At 43.3% G+C, this 21,599-nt stretch carries 16 protein-coding genes; 7 read left to right on the top strand and 9 right to left on the bottom strand.

The features are described 5' to 3' along the window. The first annotated feature begins 134 nt into the window (after window positions 1–134). A complete protein-coding gene (locus NIES592_RS06450; protein WP_062243773.1) occupies window positions 135–890 on the top strand; it encodes a pseudouridine synthase in 756 nt (251 codons plus the stop codon). A gap of 34 nt (window positions 891–924) precedes the next feature. Continuing rightward, window positions 925–1,713, top strand: coding sequence for a helix-turn-helix domain-containing protein (locus NIES592_RS06445; protein ID WP_062243771.1), 789 nt, complete (start codon window positions 925–927; stop codon window positions 1,711–1,713). Window positions 1,714–2,157: 444 nt separating this feature from the next. Here the strand turns inward: NIES592_RS06445 and NIES592_RS06440 are convergent, their stop codons facing one another. Together NIES592_RS06440 and NIES592_RS06435 are read right to left on the bottom strand one after the other, a co-directional pair. Next, window positions 2,158–3,309 carry an AI-2E family transporter gene (locus NIES592_RS06440; RefSeq protein WP_062243765.1) on the bottom strand — a complete coding sequence of 384 codons (1,152 nt, stop codon included), beginning with the start codon at window positions 3,307–3,309 and terminating at the stop codon, window positions 2,158–2,160. Window positions 3,310–3,469: 160 nt separating this feature from the next. Next, complete coding sequence (locus NIES592_RS06435) at window positions 3,470–3,661, bottom strand: hypothetical protein (protein ID WP_178379493.1); 192 nt, start codon at window positions 3,659–3,661, stop codon at window positions 3,470–3,472. A 118-nt stretch (window positions 3,662–3,779) separates the two neighbouring features. Here NIES592_RS06435 and NIES592_RS06430 point away from each other — a divergent pair, with 118 nt between their 5' ends. Together NIES592_RS06430 and ftsH are read left to right on the top strand one after the other, a co-directional pair. Continuing rightward, window positions 3,780–4,448, top strand: a complete 669-nt coding sequence (locus tag NIES592_RS06430) for a DUF1614 domain-containing protein (RefSeq protein ID WP_062243760.1) — start codon at window positions 3,780–3,782, stop codon at window positions 4,446–4,448. 142 nt (window positions 4,449–4,590) lie between these two features. Then, window positions 4,591–6,531, top strand: coding sequence for an ATP-dependent zinc metalloprotease FtsH (gene ftsH / locus NIES592_RS06425; protein ID WP_062250410.1), 1,941 nt, complete (start codon window positions 4,591–4,593; stop codon window positions 6,529–6,531). Between the two features lie 416 nt (window positions 6,532–6,947). Here the strand turns inward: ftsH and NIES592_RS06420 are convergent, their stop codons facing one another. Further along, complete coding sequence (locus NIES592_RS06420) at window positions 6,948–7,577, bottom strand: hypothetical protein (RefSeq protein ID WP_073555236.1); 630 nt, start codon at window positions 7,575–7,577, stop codon at window positions 6,948–6,950. A gap of 856 nt (window positions 7,578–8,433) precedes the next feature. Here NIES592_RS06420 and chlP point away from each other — a divergent pair. Continuing rightward, window positions 8,434–9,690, top strand: a complete 1,257-nt coding sequence (gene chlP, locus NIES592_RS06415; protein WP_073555235.1) for a geranylgeranyl reductase — start codon at window positions 8,434–8,436, stop codon at window positions 9,688–9,690. A 234-nt stretch (window positions 9,691–9,924) separates the two neighbouring features. On the opposite strand, the gene NIES592_RS06410 is transcribed toward chlP, so the two are convergent. The 4 genes from NIES592_RS06410 to ebsA all read right to left on the bottom strand — a co-directional run bounded on the left by NIES592_RS06410 (window position 9,925) and on the right by ebsA (window position 12,436). Next, complete coding sequence (locus NIES592_RS06410) at window positions 9,925–10,173, bottom strand: hypothetical protein (protein ID WP_256678069.1); 249 nt, start codon at window positions 10,171–10,173, stop codon at window positions 9,925–9,927. A gap of 208 nt (window positions 10,174–10,381) precedes the next feature. Then, on the bottom strand, window positions 10,382–10,669 hold the full coding sequence (locus NIES592_RS06405) for a substrate-binding domain-containing protein (protein ID WP_256678074.1): 288 nt from the start codon (window positions 10,667–10,669) through the stop codon (window positions 10,382–10,384). Window positions 10,670–10,799: 130 nt separating this feature from the next. Next, window positions 10,800–11,894 (bottom strand): phosphotransacetylase family protein, encoded by a 1,095-nt coding sequence (locus NIES592_RS06400; RefSeq protein WP_073555234.1) that lies wholly within the window; start codon window positions 11,892–11,894, stop codon window positions 10,800–10,802. A gap of 167 nt (window positions 11,895–12,061) precedes the next feature. After that, window positions 12,062–12,436, bottom strand: coding sequence for a type IV pilus biogenesis protein EbsA (ebsA, locus tag NIES592_RS06395; protein ID WP_009457513.1), 375 nt, complete (start codon window positions 12,434–12,436; stop codon window positions 12,062–12,064). Between the two features lie 385 nt (window positions 12,437–12,821). Between ebsA and NIES592_RS06390 the strand changes: the two genes are divergently transcribed. Then, window positions 12,822–13,796 (top strand): radical SAM protein, encoded by a 975-nt coding sequence (locus NIES592_RS06390; protein WP_073555233.1) that lies wholly within the window; start codon window positions 12,822–12,824, stop codon window positions 13,794–13,796. Next, on the top strand, window positions 13,750–15,156 hold the full coding sequence (locus NIES592_RS06385) for a glycosyltransferase (RefSeq protein ID WP_073555232.1): 1,407 nt from the start codon (window positions 13,750–13,752) through the stop codon (window positions 15,154–15,156). Before NIES592_RS06390 ends, NIES592_RS06385 begins: the two co-directional genes overlap by 47 nt. Before the next feature lie 311 nt (window positions 15,157–15,467). Here the strand turns inward: NIES592_RS06385 and NIES592_RS06380 are convergent, their stop codons facing one another. Both NIES592_RS06380 and NIES592_RS06375 read right to left on the bottom strand, forming a co-directional pair. Next, window positions 15,468–20,969, bottom strand: coding sequence for a CHAT domain-containing tetratricopeptide repeat protein (locus NIES592_RS06380; RefSeq protein ID WP_073555231.1), 5,502 nt, complete (start codon window positions 20,967–20,969; stop codon window positions 15,468–15,470). A 99-nt stretch (window positions 20,970–21,068) separates the two neighbouring features. Continuing rightward, a complete protein-coding gene (locus NIES592_RS06375; RefSeq protein WP_235147956.1) occupies window positions 21,069–21,596 on the bottom strand; it encodes a DUF928 domain-containing protein in 528 nt (175 codons plus the stop codon). Window positions 21,597–21,599 lie beyond the last annotated feature (3 nt).

The following is a 21,599-nucleotide window of genomic DNA, read 5'->3' as shown; positions in this document are numbered from 1 at the left end:
TACTTACAAATCTATAAATATTTAAACAAGTCTTAACTGTATCATTTGCGGCTACTCAGTACCAACCGCAAAGGTAAAATCTTGTGCAATTAATCGTGTGTTTTATTATTGACTAAAAGTCAAGTAATTTCCGCATGGAGGAAAGGTTACAAAAAATCTTATCCCAATGGGGTATTGCCTCACGCCGTCAAGCCGAAGAAATGATTAGGCGATCGCGCGTCCGGGTCAATGGTGATTTAGCACACTTGGGCCAAAAAGTAGATCCTCAAAAAGATACAATCACGGTTGACGGCAAGCCAGTATCATCTGAGCAGCGTCCGACTTTAGTGTATCTGCTACTACACAAAGGCATAGGTGTAGTTTCCACTTGCCATGATCCCCAAGGAAGAAAGACTGTTTTAGATCTGCTACCACCAGAATTGCACTTTGGTCAAGGTATTCACCCTGTTGGTCGCTTGGATATAGACTCCACAGGAGCAATCATCCTGACAAACGACGGAGAGTTAACATTCTGGCTTACCCATCCACGCCATAGTATCCCCAAAACTTATCGTGTCCTAGTAGAAGGACATCCGACCGAATCAGTACTACGTACATGGCGTCAGGGTGTGCTGTTAGACGGAAGAAAGACACGACCAGCACAGGTGAAATTAATCAAAAATTTTGCTGATACTACTTGTTTGGAAATCATTTTAAAGGAGGGAAGAAATCGTCAGATTCGCCGTGTCGCTGAACTGTTAGGACATCCAGTCATTAAATTGCATCGTACCGCCATAGGCCCGATTCAACTACAATCGCCTGGAAGTAAATCTTTACGTGAAGGTGAATATCGTCACCTAGAAGAAAGTGAAATTCGCTTTTTACAAAAAGTTAAAGCAGATTCCTATTAACGATTTAGCTAGGTTTAAGGAGTAAAAATAAAACATGAATTGGCTAAGTAGTAAAAAGAAGCATGAGTTTACAATTTCATTAGAGCAACAGCAAAGGGAAAAGTTAACAGCAATGGGCGCACAACTTAGCTCCTCACGTCAGGAAAAAGGTTTATCATTAGACGAAATGGTTATATTGACCAGGATACCCCGACGACTATTGCAAGCAATTGAAGAAGGTAATTTAGCAGAACTACCCGAACCAGTTTACATTCAGGGTTTAATTCGGCAATTTGCTGATGCATTAGGTTTGAATGGTGCAGAATTTGCCAGTAGTTTTCCGATTGGAACTCATCGAGTGAGCTTAAAATCTAGTTGGAAACGTGCACCAATAGGTGAGTTACGTCCATTGCATCTTTACATACTTTACATATTTATGATTTTGTTTTCTGTAGGTGGCTTATCTCAGTTATTAAATGCTAATGCTTTGCAAGCAGCAAAAAATAATCAAAATCAGCCTAACCAGAATCAAGAGACTGTAATTCAATCGCAAAAGTTTCAGCCTGTTAGTGATATAAATAAAAGTGTAAATCCTCAAGAAGTGCAAATTGGTTTGACCCTCACAGAAAAATCTTGGATTCAGGTATTAGTTGATGGCAAGGTAGAGTATGAAGGGGAACTACCAGAAGGAACTCACAAAACTTGGAAAGCTCAAGAGCAACTAACAGTCAGAACTAACAATGCTGGTGGTGTATTAGTAAGCATCAATAAAGAAAAAGCTAAGCAACTGGGAGAACCAGGAAAACAAAAAGAAGTGACGATCGCTGCTAATACGAGGTCTTAGTTAAATTGTGGATAATAAGCATGTGCTGTCATGTTTTGGACATGGCAGCACTATTTTTTAGTATCTTAACTCCCAATCTAGAAGTTATAGGTAATCGTAAAGAGTTGCGATCGCTGTTCATATGGGTGTCTTCATGGGCAAATTAAACATAGGGTTTACACATTGGTTAACCTTTGAGGGCGAAGCATTTGTATAGAGATACTTCTTTTTGACCAAAAATTATGGCAACAAATGCTTCGCCCCTACAAATCGCATGTTGGTTGAATGAATGCAAAGACTTTAATTAATCATGAAATTTGATGCACAAAAACATCATCGTCGCTCAATTCGCCTCCCTGAATATGATTATGCGAAAATAGGAGCATATGAGGAACATCGCGTCTGTACAATAGTAGTTAGTGGTTAGTTTTTTATTTTCTCTCGTATCCTCCCCATCTCCCCCTCCTAATCATCATCAATGCCAGATTGTTCTTCATTATTTGTGATTTTTTTGACTACTAAATCATCTGTTGCTTTTGCAGTTTCCTCGTTTAATTTATCAGAAACTATGACAAATTCAGTTTCTCTTTTAGACTTACCATTCCATTTATCTAAAACATCTTTCACAAAAACTTCTTCCAACCAAATTTTAGCTACAACAGTTAGTGGTAGAGCTAAAAATAAGCCTAAAAAGCCAAATAAATAGGCGAAAAATAGTTGGGCAATTAAAGTAATCGCTGGTAGTAAGGAAACCTGATGCGCCATCACCACTGGCGTGATGAAATTGCTTTCAGCTTGTTGAATAAAAAAGTAGAGTCCCAAGACAGCCAGAGATTTCCAGGGAGCATCCAAAAGAGCGATCGCCATTGCTGGGATGACGCTGAGTGTTGGGCCTAGATTAGGAATCAAGTTTAAAAATCCTGCTAAAACACCTAAAGCTAGGGCGGCGGGAACTCGCAAAATTGATAAACCAATGACACTCATCAGTCCTACTACAGACATGGCGATAAAAGCGCCTGTAACCCATCCTTCTAAGGAAACTTCACATTTATCCAAAATTCCATCTACTCGTCGCCGATAGAAGGAAGGAAATAACCGAATAAATAACTTGCGGTACGCTTGGGGTTCAGCTAAGAACATCCCTGTTAAAACAAGCACTAATAATATTTTGAGAACAGCTTCCAAAGAGCCAGAAACAACGGCAAAAGAAGTACCAACTGCACGATTAATAAATGGTTGTGCTTGTTGGCTTAAACTGTTGATATCAGGAATGTATGGAGTTACCTGGCTAGGAAGGGCTGATCTGAGATGGAAAAGCCAAGTATTAAAACGCTCTATACCTCTAGGAACCTGATAGGTGAGTTGTTGAAACTGAACGGCAAAAGGCGGGACAATTAGCCAGAAAAAACCAATAATACCAGCTATAAAAATGCCTACTGACAAAGCTACAGCAAATCCACGTCTCATTCCCGAACGTTGAAATCTGCGAGCGAGCCGATTTAAGGTAGTTGCTAGTACGATCGCAGCAAACATCAGTAGAAGTACTTCTTTTAGTTGCCACAATATATACAATGATAAAAGTATGGCAATTAAGCCTATCCATTGACCTAGATTCACGCCTTAACTCCTGGCAGTTAATAGACTGCTATCTGAAATCAGTCATCACCTACCAATTTTCAGTGAACAGGCAAATCTGATAACTGTTAACTGATAACTGATAACTGTAAAAAGCAGCTAGGTTAGCTGATTTTAGCAACTTTCACCTTGTAGGGATAAGCTAACTTTGTTTGTGGGCTTGAAATCGACACAACAGAGCGATCGCCATCATCACAGTCGGGAATAAAACTATAATCAAAGCGTTGACTGACGTCGCAGGTATAAAGATAAAAGGACCCACATACTTAATCAATAGCGAAATCACAACAGAGAGTAAAAATACCTTTAAAACAAAGCTAAGTTGATCTTTCATAGAAAGTACGGCTATTGCCATTGTGATAGGGGGGTACACACGAAAACGAATTGTAACACCCAATTTTTACAATAAATTCAAGCAGAGCAAAAGCAAACTCCCTGCTTGCACACCCTTTATGATCTATTTGCCAGTTTCACTACTATTATTTCTGCTGCTGCTGCTACTAGTCCCTTTTCTCTGGTTAGCGCTAGCAGTAGATGTGGTACAAATCGCAGTAGCTAAGTTGGGATTTTCTCCTAATATAGCTTTTCTATTATTGACGCTGGTGATTTTAGGCAGCACCATTAACATACCTTTGTACCGCACTCAATCTGAGATTGTTGTAGCAAACGATTTTATCGATTTGTGGTTAAAGGAGTTTTGGGGTATTCCTCTGAGAAAAGTGCAACGTTCCACTATCATAGCTCTCAACGTAGGTGGCGGCTTAATCCCTGTACTATTAGCGCTGTATCAATTTACGCAAGGAAATATATTAGCTATTTTGTCAGTGACTGCGATTGTCACAGCAGTAAGCTACTATGCAGCGCGGGTAGTGCCAGGAATTGGTATCCAAATGAACCCCTTACTAGCACCCTTGACTGCTGCTGTGTCAGCTATGTTAATTGCTTCTTCCCATGCAGCACCTGTTGCTTTTGCAGGCGGCATTTTGGGAACTTTAATTGGTGCTGATTTATTGCACCTGAAGGATATTGTCGCTAAAAGTTCAGGAGTATTAAGTATTGGAGGTGCTGGCGTATTTGATGGTATCGCTTTGTGTGGTTTATTTGCGCTTTTATTAAGTTGATGGTTGGTAGTTAGTTGTTGATTGGTGATTCCAACAACAAACAATTATTGAGTTCATAGTTGGTAGTTAGTTGTTGATTGGTGATTCCAACAACCACCAACAAACAACAAAACAAACTTTTCAATCGGAGAGTAAATCAAAAATGCCTGTAGAAACTAACAATAATAAAAATCCCATTAAACCCTCAAGGGTACGACAGTTTGGTGGTAGTTTACTGATCCTTTTTACCCTATTGTTACTCCTTAACTTTATTGTTCCCAGTTTTTTTGGCCCCAGGTTGCCACAAGTCCCCTATAGTGATTTTGTGGCTCAGGTAGAAGCAGGTAAAGTTGATCGAGCGGTTGTGGGTAGCGATCGCATTGAATATTCCATTAAAACTCAAACGCCCGATGGCAAAACTGTTGAACAGGTTTTCCAAACCACACCCATAGCAGTTGATCTGGATTTACCTAAGATTCTCCGCGACCATAATGTCGAATTTGCAGCACCGCCACCAAACCAAAATGGTTGGATTTCCACTCTTCTGAGTTGGGTTGTACCACCATTAATATTCTTTGGAATTTGGGGCTTTTTACTCAATCGTGGTGGTAGTGGCCCTGCTGCACTTACTGTAGGTAAAAGCAAAGCTCGTATCTATTCCGAAGGAACAACAGGTGTAAAATTTACAGATGTTGCTGGTGTAGATGAAGCTAAAGCCGAACTAGAAGAAATCGTAGACTTCCTGAAAAATGCTGCTAAATACACCCGCTTGGGCGCGAAAATCCCCAAAGGTGTATTGTTGGTAGGCCCTCCCGGAACTGGTAAAACCCTGTTAGCCAAAGCCATTGCTGGGGAAGCAGGTGTTCCCTTCTTCAGCATCTCTGGTTCCGAATTTATCGAGCTGTTTGTGGGTGTAGGTGCAGCCCGTGTGCGTGACTTATTTGAACAAGCGAAACAACAAGCACCCTGTATCGTCTTTATTGATGAATTAGACGCCCTGGGTAAATCTCGTGGTGGTGCAGGCCCAATCATGGGTGGTAACGATGAACGGGAACAAACCCTCAACCAGCTACTCACCGAGATGGACGGCTTTGATGCGAATACCGGTGTCATCATTATTGCTGCAACCAACCGCCCAGAAGTCCTTGATCCAGCCTTGCGCCGTCCCGGACGTTTTGATCGTCAAGTAGTTGTGGATCGTCCTGATAAAATTGGTCGAGAAGCAATTCTGAAAGTTCATGCTCGCAACGTTAAATTAGCTGAAGATGTAGACTTGGGCAATATAGCCGCTAAAACCCCTGGTTTTGCTGGAGCAGACTTGGCTAACCTGGTGAATGAAGCTGCACTGATGGCTGCACGGCAAAATCGCCAAGCAGTGACAATGGCAGATTTCAACGAAGCGATCGAGCGCCTTGTAGCTGGTTTAGAAAAACGCTCTCGCGTCCTCAATGAAACCGAGAAGAAGACTGTAGCTTATCACGAAGTTGGTCACGCCATCATTGGTGCTTTGATGCCAGGATCTGGTAAAGTCGAAAAAATCTCTGTTGTACCTCGAGGCGTGGGTGCTTTAGGTTATACAATCCAAATGCCGGAAGAAGACCGCTTCTTGATGATTGAAGATGAAATTCGTGGTCGTATTGCTATCCTTTTGGGTGGACGTTCCGCAGAAGAAACAGTGTTTGGTAAAGTCTCCACTGGTGCTAGTGACGACATCCAAAAAGCCACTGATTTAGCAGAACGCTATGTTACTCTCTACGGAATGAGCGATAAACTTGGCCCTGTGGCATTTGAGAAGATTCAACAGCAGTTCATTGAAGGTTACGGTAATCCGCGTCGCTCTATTAGTCCACAAGTAGCTGAGGAAATTGACCGTGAAGTAAAGCAAATAGTAGATAATGCTCATCACATAGCTTTAACTATTTTGCACGAAAACCGTGACTTGCTAGAACAAACCGCTCAGGAACTGTTGCAAAAAGAAATTCTCGAGGGTGCAGAACTGCGCGAGAAACTCAATCAAGCCAAAGCACCAGCACAGTTAGAAGAATGGTTGCGGACAGGCAAGATATCAGAAGATCAGCCTTTAATGCAAACACTTCTAGTTTAATGATTTAAGGCTTCCCCTAATGTGAGTTAACTGTTGTGGTAGTAGTACTCGACCACATGGGTATTAACTCTTCGCAAGGCGTCAGAACCCCCACTTTTTTAAAAAATCAATGAATCCCAAAAAAGCGATCGCCTCTATATGGTAGATATGCGATCACTTTTTTGTCTTTTGAGGAGACCCCATTTTCCCACCTCCCTGTTTACGCCAGAGCAGGAATAACTTTCTCACCAAACACTTGGATAACAAAAATACATCACAACAATGCTCAAATTGTGGAGCAATTGTGAAAAATCCCTATTCACACACCCACATCTTTATAAGTGTAAGTATGTTTTGGGTAGGGATACAAAAGGTATACAAACGACACTAAAAATGTATTGAAGTTAGATATTTGCAACAGCAACTTTTAAGCTGATTTAGTTCAAAAAGACCTGACCATCCTGTTGAATTCTCAATGCACTCCGACTATTATTGAAGTTAGTTGTTTCATCCAGCAAAACTGTTAGTACTCCCTCTGGGGAATCAGAGGTGGGCTGAACTTGGAGTAATCCTCCATCTTCACGTACCATTGTTATGGTTACAGGTGTTGGTAGACCTTGCAGGACAATTTCTTCTCTACCTGCAAGTGATCGCGGCTCGGTATGTCCGATCGCTTGATAGGAAACACTGACATTAGTGTTATTTTTGATTCTCACATCTACCGTACCTGCTGTTGGTGTGATGGTGGCGATCGGATTCTGTCTAGTTTCTGGCAAAGGTGGTTGTATCGGAGTTACGCCTGTAACACCAGGAGCAACAGGAGTAGTCTGTTCTCCAGATACTTGACCTTGCTGTCTCAGGGTTGCAGCATTCGGTGGACATCCCTGCGGAACCAAAACTCGATTATTATGTGGCTCTTCGTAGAAAATTCTAGGACAGGGGTTGAGTACAGAAGAAGGAGCTGCTGATGCAGCTAGGGATGTAACTGACAAACCGATTAATAAACCGCCAAACATACTTCCTAATCGCCCTATATGTTTTGTCGTTTTGAGATTTTGTTGATTCATAGATATCTCCATTGATTCAATATAAATTGGCAAGTACAAGATTTAATTTTGATTTTTATTTCTCATTTAGAATAGGTAGAAATATTCCTTTAATTGCAGCTTAAATTCCAATAGTGAAAAAATTGTGACTTATGGAATATAAGTTTAAAAATTACTACTTAAGAAATAGTATTCATGCATTTATGATATTTTCTACTCTTCTGATGGCTGACAAATTAAAACTACAGATAGATAAAGATTTGACTCTCAAGAGAGAAGTCAAAATGAATAATTATACTGCGTAGATAGTTGAAGTTGGAGAAGGAACAGCAGGCGAAAGAACCTGTTTAGATAAATTTCTTGTGCAGCTACTCAAAAATCCTACTGTTATTCCTACAAAAGGTAATAGTAAATAAGCTATTTTTTGATTTACCGAATGCTTGTACCATCTTGCAGAAGTCGAGAAAAAGGTGAAAAAATAACTAGGAATTCTCATATAGAGGAGATTATAGACAGGATTATTAATTATTAGGCAATGATAATGATAGTTAAAATTCTTGGTGCTTCACTCCATCTGTAGTTAGTTTTGGGTGTGTTATGGATGGTAGGAAAAATGACCAATCATATCATGTTCGCTTGAATACTTAATACTGTCGCGTAGGCTGGTAATAGGTAATGGGAAAAATCAATGACCAAAAGTGAAACTTTGCCACCCGTGCCTCATCGATCCAAAAATTGTCTGACTATAGACTGTGTACAATCAAATACATAAGAATATCTTATTAACGTGCATTTTTGATTGCGAAACATTAAGGAATATTGCAATTCCGTGAAATCCCAAGAGACAAAGAGAAATGACCCAAAAGTCCGTGATACGATGCTTTCGGTAAAAGTTAAGATTGGGAGTAGACCTTTGACACTACGGGTTGCTGTTGTTGGGTCAGGCCCAGCTGGCTCATCTGCCGCAGAAACTTTGGCAAAAGCTGGGATTGAAACCTACTTGTTCGAGCGCAAGCTAGACAATGCCAAGCCCTGTGGCGGTGCAATTCCCCTGTGCATGGTCAGCGAATTTGACCTGCCTCAGGATATTATTGATCGCCAAGTGCGGAAGATGAAAATGATTTCACCCTCTAATCGTGAGGTTGATATCAATTTAGTAAAACAAGAAGAATATATAGGAATGTGCCGTCGCGAGGTGCTGGATGGTTATCTGCGGAATCGTGCGGCAAAGCTAGGCGCAAATTTAATAAATGCGACTGTTCATAAACTAGATATACCCAGAAACAACACTGACCCCTATACCATCCATTATGTAGACCATACAGAAGGTGGGGCCCAAGGCATTGCCAAAACCCTCAAAGTTGATTTAATCATTGGGGCGGATGGGGCAAACTCCCGTATTGCCAAAGAGATAGATGCTGGGGATTATAATTATGCGATCGCTTTCCAAGAGCGGATTCGCCTGCCCCAAAAGCAAATGTCCTATTATAATGATCTAGCAGAAATGTACGTCGGTGACGACGTTTCTACCGACTTCTACGCTTGGGTTTTCCCCAAATACGACCACGTAGCTGTCGGTACTGGCACAATGCATGTAAACAAAGCCAGCATCAAACAACTGCAAGCTGGTATCCGCGCCCGTGCTGCCCGTAAACTAGTAGGCGGTCAAATCATTAAAGTAGAAGCACATCCCATCCCTGAACACCCCCGTCCCCGTCGCGTCGTCGGTCGTGTCGCCTTAGTCGGAGATGCAGCAGGTTATGTTACCAAATCCTCTGGAGAAGGTATTTACTTTGCTGCTAAATCTGGACGCATGTGTGCTGAAACCATTGTAGAAGTGTCCAACGGCGGTATTCGCATCCCCACGGAAGCTGACCTTAAGGTTTACTTAAAGCGTTGGGATAAGAAATACGGACTCACCTACAAAGTATTAGACCTGCTACAAACCGTATTTTATCGTTCCGATGCCACCCGCGAGGCATTTGTGGAAATGTGTGCTGACCTTGATGTACAAAGGCTAACTTTTGATAGCTATCTGTACAAAACCGTTGTGCCGGCTAATCCTATTACCCAGCTCAAAATTACTGCCAAGACCATTGGTAGCTTAATTCGCGGTAATGCCCTTGCTCCCTGATCTCAGAAGTTGAGACAAAGGGTTATTGAGAAGAGGACACATAAGACGCACCTGATTTGGGGAAATTCTCCGTTTTGGGTGCGTCTAGTCTTGAGGAATAAACCACTATCAAGCAGTAGACTTGACTCATAAATGGTTTTCTGACAGCGTCGACTTAGCTAATTTTTTCAGGGTATTTTTGTCCTTTGGATAATGATTTTGTTCAGCTACCGACTTAATTACCGAAGCGATCGCTCACTCAGAATTTTCTGGAGTAATTGGTGAGATTTTTGCTTGTAGTCTTTCAAAAACTGCTTTGGCTGAAGCAAGAGAAACTTGTTGTTCGAGAATGATTTGAATGAGAGTGGCAAAACCTGGTTCTCGCATCCACAATGGAGGTAAGCCAAAAGTATTGAGAATGTAGTCTAGGTCTGGATCTTTTGTTGCAAGTACATTCAAAGCGTGAGTGAAGTTGTTTTCATTTAGTGTTTCTAAATAATTCATAGTTCACGCTTGATGTGAATTAAAGCTGTAGCAAAAATCATTTTTTGGTTAACGAACACAGTGCAAGGCGATAAACACCGATTGACACAGATAGATTAGTCGCTGGGCGTTGATTACATCATCAACCTCTTGCACCTGTTACATAATATGAATCGAAAGCGCACGTCCCGAATCTAGTAGCGATTCTGGCATTCGATCAACTTAGCCACTAGTAAAAATTAATGCCGCAGTCTCCGCGATCGCTCGACCAATACCCAGAACCAAACCGGGGACAGCAGCAGGTAACAACAGTTGAAATAACGTTGTGGAGAATCATCATCACGCCATCACGGGCGATGGAAAATGCTTTTAAATCCTTTTGTTCCGGTTTGAAGGCACGGGAAACCATACCAATATCAGCCACGCCTTGACGAGCATCAGAAATACCGCGAGAAGAACCCCCTGATTGGACATCAATTCGCACGCCGGGATGCTCGGATTCAAAGCGCTTACCGATTTCAGCTGCTAAAGGTGCAACTGTACTGGAGCCAGTAATACCAATTCTCTAAAATCCTGCTACACATAAATTTCCCCGTCACGTGTTCCCGTGTCATCATCTGTAGCCATCTTCAGAGAACGGGTATACTTTATGGCAAGGCAGCTGCTGGACTTAAATCCAGGAGACTGAGCAAACGAGTAATATCAAAATGTTCAGCCATTAAATTACGGATGCAGTGGACTTTAACCGGTTCGTGGACGCGCACTTGCCCAAAAGTCCGATCCACAATTTCTACAGTAGTTAATGTATCTAAATCTACTGATAGGATGGGGATTTCTAGTTCTTCAGCGCGGGTGAGAATGAAATTCGGTGGTGGTAGTTGTCCAGTCAGAATCAGACATTGGGTGGAAGTTTCCAAAGCTGCTTGCTGAATTTCGACGCGATCGCCCCCTGTCACTACTGCCATATTCCGACGCTTGCGAAAATACTTAACAGCAGCGTTGACGTTCATTGCTCCAATAGCTAAACTTTCCACCATTAAATCTAAGCGATCGCTGCGACAAAGAACTTCGGCATTTAATTGATTTACTAGTTCACGAACGCTGACGCTACGTAACAAGTCGTTTTTCGGCAATATTCCTAACACAGCTATATCCTGCTGTTCCAAAAATGGACGAATAGTTTTATCTAAAGCTGGTATTTGTTGTGCAGGAACGTCGTTGATCACGACACCAATTAGACGTTTTCCTAGTCGCTGTTTAGCAGACAGCAAGGACTCAACCGAGAGCAGCGATTGATAGCGGCTAACTAATACCACAGCAGCATCAATTATTTCAGCCACTTGTGGTAAAGACAAGTTAAACAAACTGCCTTCTTCCAGATTACCTGGCCCTTCTAGCAACACCAAATGACCAACCGATATTTGTAGATATTGCTGTACTAAAGCTTGGCAATAATCGGTTTTGTCTTCCCCGCGCAGACGTTTTTGAATTGTGGCTTCATTTAAAGCCAGCATGGATGGTACGATGCGGTTTTCGGGCAGATTGAGGCTACCTGCAATAAACTGGACATCTTCCTCAACCATGCTACCAGCAGACTCACTTAAACAAGTTCCTATGGGTTTGCCATAGGCAACATCCAATCCTTTTTGCTGTAGCAGATGAGACAAACCCAGGACAGTTGCAGATTTGCCACTGTAAGCCTCCGTCGAACCAATTAGCAAATGTTTAGCAGATTTTGGCACACATGCACTCCTAAATTCAAAAGTCGGCACAACCTTTGCTTGGTGTTTCCTAATTTTAGGGCGAACTAGTGCGATCGCGTTGTTGCCATAGGAGACATTAGGGGATTGGGAGGTGGGGGGAGTGGAGGAATAACCACTAACCACTAACTACTAACCACCAACCAATATCATTCATCTATCCGTAAGAGTTTACGGTAAAAGCTCTGAGAAAAATCGGTAAGTCGATAGCGTTTATAATTTTCCATCATCTCAATTAAAAAATTTATGAACTCGAAGCTAGCCATCATCACTTCATAGCTTAGCTCTGCGTTACCTTCAAACTGGATTCGACAACGGGTTAAGTCTGAGGGTAGGGTGGCAGTATTCCAAGTTGCCACAAAAGGAATATTCTCACTGCCTTCTATTTTTCGTTGTCCTTCCAAAACACCTTTGTGATAGAGGCTGATGGCATAGGGTAAGAAATTGCGCTTGCTGCTTTGAATGTATGGCAAGTAGACATTTGTTTGTTGTGGCGTCGCAGGCTGAAGTTGCTCAAAAGACATACTGTAATATTCCTCACGTAAGTTGACAACGAAGGATACTAGTGGTCTTACATAGTGTTCCCAAAAGGAGTGTTATTATACACACTTTCTATTAAAGAGGTGGGGAGGTGGGGTGATGGGGAACTCGGGGCCCCCACGACCGACAGGGAGTGGGGATTAGGGGCAGTGGGGAGACAAGGAAAGGAGGACAAGGAGGACAAGGAAGAAAACAAACAACTAACCACTAACTAATGTAGAGACGTGCCATGGCACGTCTCTACAAAAACCAACAATCAACCACTAACCAATGACAAATGACAAATAACTAAATAATCATTGACTGTGTGTAAACTACGTTTAAAGATGTCTTAAGGAAAACTTTAGTGGTTTAACACTATAGGATTTTATGGCACCACTGGTTGCAAACTACTACTTGACTTATCGTTGTAATGCTCGATGTCATTTTTGTAACATTTGGGCATTAGAGCCAGGAAAAGAAGCTGATTTTGAGACGATCAAACATAATTTGCAGGATTTACGCCGTCTGGGAGTTAAATATGTAGACTTCACAGGTGGTGAACCACTGTTGCGGCAAGATGTGGGTCAGATATATACCGAGGCGAAGCGCCAAGGTTTTTATACTAGTATGACCACAAATACAATTTTGTATCCGCACAAAGCAAAAGAAATTCAGGGTTTAGTGGACTTTTTGAATTTCTCTTTGGATGGGGCGGATGCAGAGACTCACGATCACTCGCGTGGAGTGAAAATTTTTGACAATTTGGTCGAGTCGGTAAAAATAGCTAAGTCTCTGGGAGAATTTCCAGTACTCAATCATACCGTCACTGCCCAAAACTACGAATGTATTGATGAAGTGGCTGAACTGGGTAAAAATTTAGGCGTGCGCGTCTGGCTGAACCCTGCTTTTACAGCCCATGAACACTATAACTCCAATAAAAATCCTACTCCTCAAATGGTGGCGGCAATAGAAGCTACTGCCAAGAAATACAAAAATGTCGGGTACAATAAGGCTGCATTGGCTTTTATTGAAGCTGGGGGCAATGACACTAAAAATCCCCGTTGCAAAGCGGTAGATGCAGTCATTGCAATTTCTCCTAATGACGAGCTGTTGCTACCTTGTTATCACTTTGCCCAAACCGGAGTTCCTATTCGGGGGCGGCTCTACGAACTTTATCGGGAGTCGGAGGAGGTAGAAAATTACCGCCAATCTCAAGGTAAGTTAAAAGTGTGTGAGGGGTGTACAGTTTGGTGTTACCTAATACCCAGCTTCTTTATGGGTGTTGACAAATACTGGTGGTTAAATCAAGTGACCTATGCCAGCGAATTTCTGGCCCGAAAACGATTCTTACAAAGAGCTTGATCCGCTTGACTCTTTGCTTTCTGAGCTAGCGGTGGAAGAGGAGTTAGCACAAGAGACATCGCCTTGTGTGTCTCATCCGTCCCGGTTTCAAGGTCGCAGACGCAAAGCGGCTCTAGTTCTAACTATGATCTGGAGTGGCACGATCGCGTTGCATCTTGTTTCTTGGGGTTATTTGTTCGTACTAGGACTGACTACTATCATCGGGCTTCATGTATTTGTGCTGGTGTTTGCTAAACCCCGCCGTACTCATGAGCAATTAGAGGGTGATTACCCCTATGTTTCGGTGTTAGTAGCTGCCAAAAACGAGGAAGCTGTGATTGGCAAACTCGTCAAAAATCTTTGCAGTCTGGAATACCCAGAAGGAAAGTATGAAGTTTGGATTATTGATGATAACAGCAGTGATCGCACGCCGCAGTTTTTAGCAGAACTAGCCCAAAAATACGATCAATTAAAAATTCTGCAACGTTCACCAGGAGCAGGTGGTGGCAAATCTGGAGCTTTGAATCAGGTTTTGCCACTAACTAAGGGTGAGGTTTTGGCGGTGTTTGATGCTGATGCTCAAGTTCCACCAGACATACTGCTACGAGTTGTTCCCTTGTTTGAACGTCAAAAGGTGGGGGCGGTGCAAGTGCGAAAAGCGATCGCCAACGCCAAAGAAAACTTTTGGACAAAGGGACAAATGGCAGAAATGGCATTAGATGCCTATTTCCAACAAGGGCGGACTGTTATTGGTGGATTGGGTGAACTACGGGGTAACGGTCAATTTGTCCGGCGAGAAGCACTCAAACGTTGTGGTGGCTGGAATGAAGAGACGATCACTGATGATTTGGATCTAACATTCCGTTTACACCTAGACAACTGGGACATTGAAAATGTCTTTGATCCCGCAGTTGAAGAAGAGGGCGTAGTCAGTGCGATCGCTCTTTGGCATCAACGTAACCGTTGGGCAGAAGGCGGTTATCAGCGGTATTTAGATTATTGGGATTTAATTGTCAAAAACCGCATGGGTAGCCGCAAAACCTGGGATTTACTGGTTTTTCTACTTAGCCAGTACATTCTGCCCACAGCAGCAGTACCAGATTTATTGATGGCGATCGCTCGACATCGTCCACCGATACTTAGCCCCATGACAGGCTTGACTATTACAATGTCAATGGCAGGTATGTTTGCTGGTCTGGTACGGATCAGAAAACAAAAGGGGCTAAATTTGTCTAGTTATTTTATGCTGCTGCTTCAGACTGTGCGTGGTACTCTTTATATGCTTCACTGGTTAATAGTAATCAGTAGCACCACCGTTCGCATGTCTGTGCGTCCTAAGCGTTTGAAATGGGTGAAAACTGTACATACAGGAAGTAAGTAGATTACCCAGCGCTCACGCTTAGCGTAGAGCGCGGGCTTCCTGTTTTATTTGAGGATTTTGTTCAAATTCCCTAATCTTCCATCGTAAAGGTTTCTCATATCTTCCACCACCTTGATATCCCCCCCTCTTGGAATTTGGGGCTTACCAATAGCTCTCCCAAACTCTTATTTTTGGTGCAGAATGTGGCAATTAAATAAGAAAATTTTCAGTGCTCCTAGCCTTACTTCATCTGTCATGCTTTTAGGTTGCCTGTTACGACTTCAAGAAAGAGGTTGGAGGTGAGGTTCAGCAATGCTCTATCGAACTGACATTTATTCAGCCTCCCCGATCAGAGTAAAAGCTGCCCAGTCTTTTGGGTTGGGGTGTTTATCCTTTGCCTTCAGCATTGCTTGGCGTAAAGCTTGCACCTTATTCATGCCCTGCTGTAGGTAGTTTTGATAAAATTCCTTCATCAACTCGGCTGTAGGGGCATCTGGAACAGACCACAGGGAGACGATCGCACTCTTGACCCCAGCCGCCATTAAGGAGCGAGATAGACCGATGACTCCATCTCCGGTAATTCGACCCTGCCCTGTGTTACAGGCACTGAGAACAACCAGTTCTGCATTTAATTTTAGTCCTAGAATATCGCCAGAGGTGAGGAAACCATTATCGCCCCCAGAGGGAGCTAAAGCGATCGCTCCTGGTACTCCTAGTTGCTTGAAATCGTCCAATAATCCGTGAGTTGCCAGATGAATCAGTCCCGCTTGTTGCATCCGGGGTACGATATTAACTTTTGTCGCTTGCTTGCCGAGGAAGGGTTGGGTATTTAGTAGTTCAGCAATGGCTTTTGCTTCTGCTTCTGCTCCTGGTAGGGAGGATAATCGCTGTGGCGGTTTGGTTAAGGGAATAGTTGGCATTGTTGGATTGCCCACCACCAGAGCCGATCCTAATTTCTTCCCACGAAGCTTGTTCCTTTTCCTATGTGTCAATTCCAGCACCTGAATGGAGGGAGCTATCAGCATCGTGTGTTTTTCGATTAAGTATTTTCCGTCGCTGTCTTGGAGAGCAGAAAAAGGAATCAGAAACAGTTCCCCTTGGGGGATAAAGATGACGCGGTCATTTGGATTGGTGGGCAACAGCTCGGCAATGGGTGCAATTAGCAGTTGATGGAGATTTTGTAATTGCTGTTGGTTAGTTCGGGAGGACTCCACTTTGGCGATCGCGTCGCTGATTGGACGTGAGATTTGTACCCCGTCATCAAACTGGGGGTGCATGAGGATCAGCATAGCTCTCTCCGAATCAACTCCGATCACCTGCCAAGGTTCTTTGAGACCACTTTCCTCATCGTCCTTGAGTCTGACTAAATCACCTGGAGTGTAAGCTAACTGTTGGATAGCACCGCGACTGTTGATACCCAGAGATTCACGCATCTTGGGAACGACGTCTGCTAGAACAGTACCTTGGGAGATAAGGTCAACTGAGCGAAACTTGATTTCTCCTGTCGGTTTAATGACCCAAATAAACAGCTTTGATTCCAGGTATTTACCCTTAGTTCTAACATCATTGTAAGTAATTGAATATTCGACAATCGTGGCATTTTGCTCTTTAGCAATTCGTTTGATCTGCTCAATTGTTGGTTGAGCAATTGTAGGTTGATCGGTTTCGTCAGTGGATAGCTGTGAAGCTAATAACTCTATAAAAGCACGTGCGCGACCGCGTTCAGAGATTTCTAGCGCTGCTTCCGGTTTATTCTGAGCAATATAGACTCGTTGTAGTAAGCGGTAGGTGTTAGCTTGACTTTCAAAAATTGATATTTTAAAAGCGTCATTATCTTGCAATCCAGCTCGAAGAGATTCCCGAATAGCCATTGCAGCCAGTAAATTTTTCTCTGCTTCTGCAAGATTACCGGATTTCAGGAATGCCCGTCCTAGAATACTGAGGGTATTGCCTTCGCTATCCCGCTTGCCAATCGCTTGGAAAATCTTCAAGGCTTGCTGTGAGAATTCTATTGCCTGAGAATACTCTTGCTGATTGAGATAAAAATCTCCGATATTCATCAGAGCAGTTCCGGCACTATCTTGCTTGCCAATTTTCTTGTGAATCTTTAAGGCTTGCTGATAGAAATCCAGTGCCCGCGAATCCTCTCCCAAAGAGGCGTAAACAACCCCAAGGTTATTGAGGGTACTTCCTTCATCGCTTTGAGCGCCAATGTCTTTGACAATTGCTAACGCTTGTTCAATAGACTGTCGTGCTTCTGTATATTTTTTCTGCTGATAGTAAATCCCCCCAATGCCGTTCAAGGATGTTGCTTCGCCATGTCTACTACCAATTTCTTTATAAATTGCTAAAGCTTGCTGATGGAACTTCAAAGCCTGGGAATACTCTCCGACATTGTCGTAAACACCTCCAATACTATTGAAGATAGTCCCTTCGCCTGCACGGTTGCCGATCGCTTTAGCAATTTCTAACGCTTGCTTATAGGACTCCAATGCTCGAAGATACTCCCCTAGTTGGTTGTAAACTGACCCCATGTTATGTATACTTGCCATTTCTCCATCTCGATTGCCAATTGCCTTTCTAATCTCTAAGGCTTGGTGATGAAACTTCAAAGCCTGGGAAGACTTTCCTAAATCGCTGTAAACCACACCAATGTTATCGAGGGTAGTTGATTCTAAATTGCGGTTGCCAACAGCTTTGGCAATTTTCAATGCTTGCTGATAAAACTCTAGCGCTTTGAGATAGTCTGCACGTTTGTGGTGGATTAGTCCAATCTTGTTGAGGGAACTCGCTTCGCCATCCTTGTTACCAATGGCTTTCTTAATCTCCAACCCTTGCTGATAAAACTCTAGCGCTTTAGCATACTGGCTGAGATGGGTGTAAGTTTGCCCTATGTTACCAAGAGTAGTGGCAGCACCTGCCCGTTTGCCTATGGCTTTGCTAATTTCCAATGCTTGCTGATAGAACTTCAAAGCTTTGGCATACTGACTCAAATCGTTGTAAACATTCCCGATGTTATTGAGGCGAGTTGCTTCGCCATCCTTGTCGCCAATAGCTTTGCTAATTTCCAACGCTTGCTGATAAAACTCTAGCGCTTGGGGATACTGGCTCAAGTTGGAGTAAGTTAGACCAATATTACTGAGGGCTGCTGCTTTGCCCGCCTGGTTGCCAATGGCTTTGCTAATCTCCAATGCTTGTTGATAGGACTTTAGCGCTTGGGGATACTGGCTGAGGTTGTCGTAAACTGCCCCAATGTTATTGAGGCGAGTTGCTTCGCCATCCTTGTCGCCAATAGCTTTGCTAATTTCCAACGCTTGCTGATAAAACTCTAGCGCTTGGGGATACTGGCTCAAGTTGGAGTAAGTTAGACCAATATTACTGAGGGCTGCTGCTTTGCCCGCCTGGTTGCCAATGGCTTTGCTAATCTCCAATGCTTGTTGATAGGACTTTAGCGCTTGGGGATACTGGCTGAGGTTGTCGTAAACTGCCCCAATGTTATTGAGGGCTGCTGCTTCGCCTGCCTTATTACCGATCGCTTTGTGAATTTCTAATGCTTGCTGATGGAACTTTAATGCTTGGCGATACTGGCTTAAACCTTGGTGAACTGAGCCGATGTTATTGAGGGTAATTGCTTCACCTGCCTTATTGCCGATCGCTTTAGCAATTTCTAATGCTTGCTTATAGGACTCCAATGCTCGAAGATACTCCCCTCGTTGTTTGTAAACAACTCCGATGTTATTGAGGATAACTGCTTCGCCTGCCTTATCGCCAATAGCTTTGCTAATTTCCAACGCTTGCTGATAAAACTCTAGCGCTTTTGGGTAATGACCCAGACTCTTGTAAACTCCTCCTATGTTATTAAGGGTATTTCCTTCGTTAGCACGATTGCCAATTTCTTTGTGAATTGCTAGCGCTTGCTGATAAAACTCTAGCGCCTTGGGATACTGGCTTTGATTATCGTAAATATTCCCAATATTATTCAGCACTGTCGCTTCACCACTGCGATCGCCGATTCTTTTACTAATCGCTAGGGCTTGTTGAAGAAACTCTAGTGCTTGGGAATATTGACCTTGTTTAATATAAAGATTACCGATGTTATTGAGAGTTGTTGCTTCTTCTGCGCGATCGCCGATGGCTTTGCGAATCTTCAAAGCTTGCTGATAAAATTCTAAAGCTTGGGTATACTGACTTTGATTATCGTGAACAGCTCCGATGTTATTCAACGCTGTGGCTTCACCACTGCGATCGCCCAGTTCTTTGGAAATTGCTAGGGCTTGTTGAAAGAATTCCAGTGCTTTGGAATACTCACCTAGAAGATTGTAAACACTCCCAATGTTACTGAGAATAGTTGCTTCTTCTTCACGCTTGCCAAGTGCTCTGTGAATCTCTAACGCTTGTTGCAGCACCTCTAGCGCCCGATTGTACTGCCCTAGATCAATGTAGGTAGTTCCTATATTATTTAGGGCAGATCCAATGCCAGAGCGAGCCTCCTTCGGAGGAGCTTCGCTAACGCCTAGTTCTTTATAGATTGTTAATGCTTGTTGATATTTCTCCAATGCCTGAGAATACTGGCTTAAATCCTGGTAAATTCCGCCAATGAGGTAGAGAGTAGAGGCTTCACCCTGGCGGTCATTAATTTGCTTAAAAATTTCCAAGGCTTTCTGAAAGGACTCTAACCCCTGGGAATATTGATTTTGTTTGCTATGAGTGAGTCCAATGAAAAGGAGAACAGATGCTTCATCCTGGCGATCGCCTACTTCTTGAGAAATCGCCAAGGCTCGCTGATATAACTCCAAAGCCTGGGTATATTTACTAAAATCGAAATAAGCTAGCCCCATCTTGCCGAGCATCGCACCTTCACTGTAGCGATCCCCAATTTCTTTGAAGATCGCCAAGGCTCGCTGATATAACTCTAGTGCTTGCTGATACTTACCTTGACTGTGGTAAACGTCTCCAATGCTGTAGAGAGCATTCGCTTCACCAGTACGAGAACTCATGTCTTTGAGCATCACCAAAGCTTGCTGATGTAATTCCAGCGCCTGTTCGTACTTACCTTGACGGTTGTAAACCAATCCAGTAAGAAGAATCGTCTGGCTTTCCCAAAAGCGGTTTCCTACCTCCTTATTCTTTGCTAAAGCAAGCTTCAGCAACTGTAGCGCACGGGAATTTTCACCCAGAAGACCGTATACTACTCCCATCCTGGCAAGAGTTTCCCCTTCTCGGAAGCTATCTCCCACTTCTCGACGGATCGCCAATGCTTGCTGTAAAGTCTCCAAAGCTTTGTGATGTTCGTTTTGACTGGTGTAAACTGCTCCAATGTTGTTGAGCGTTTCGCCTTCACCAACCCTATCCCTTACTTCCTTGCGTATCGCCAGCGATTGCTGCAAAGCTTTCAAGGCTTTGGGATATTGACCAAGATCGATGTAAACTTCTCCAATGTTGTTGAGCGTTTCCCCTTCTCCCTTACGATCTCTTAGTTCCTTCCGGATCGCCAACGCTTGTTGCAAAGTTTGCGAGGCTTTAGGGTATTGGCTCAGATGGGTGTAAACTGCTCCGATACTATTGAGAATTTCGCCTTCGCCTGCCTGATCGCTAATATTTCGATAAATCTGCAATGCCTGTTGCAAGGACTGTAATGCCGCTTTAAACTGACCGCCTCGAAATTGTTGGACACCTTTTTGAGACAGATCATCTGCTTTGGCTTTTTGGTCTTGAACTGCTGGTGTCTGCGCTACTAAAGACTCCAGGCTTCTGGCAATTGGCAAGAAAGGAGAACCTAGAGACAAAACCAGTGTGACAGCAACAATCCTGAGAAGACGAATTCGATAATACATAAATAGGTAAGTACAAATAAACGTAAAACCTCATCTTTTCTGCTCCTCGAACAGTCTTAATATGCAAATTAAATGTGGAACAGCTTAGTACCGCTACTGCTAGGGAGTGCAGCAGGGAACCAGCGGTTTTGAGCTGATATACTCCAATCCCACACCCTGCCATAAATCGGCCCAGTCAACCTTGAGCGCTTCATCCTTCGGATGGGTGCGATAAAGTTCAGTGAGATGGGTTAGGGTGTCAAACCACAGCCCATTTTCTGCATATAGAGCAATGCGCTCTCGTGGAGTGGCTGCCGCTAACTGACTCTTCAGGGCAGGAGCAAGCGGAACCCGTTCCACTTTACCGTTGACAAAAACATCTTCCGCCCGGTTAGTTGGATTGCAAATGACAGAGAAGCGCCAACTGTAGAGCTTTTGAATCTCCAAGGGAGGTGTCGTTTCCGGGAAACGGACGCTGATAATTCCTGGTGTTTCCAAAAGCGGTAACGTCTCCCTGTATACTTCATTATCTTCTTTATCCCGCAGCAAAAACTCTACAGAGAGTCGGTTTGTCGGCGGATAGGGAACATAGAACCAGAATGTAGGACGCTCGGCGACAGTTAACCCCAGGTTCGTACCTGGTACCAAGGC

Source organism: Fischerella major NIES-592, from assembly GCF_001904645.1.
GTDB lineage: Bacteria > Cyanobacteriota > Cyanobacteriia > Cyanobacteriales > Nostocaceae > Fischerella > Fischerella thermalis.
Note: the sequence above shows the minus strand (reverse complement) of the source record. Positions and strands in the feature narration are given on the sequence as shown.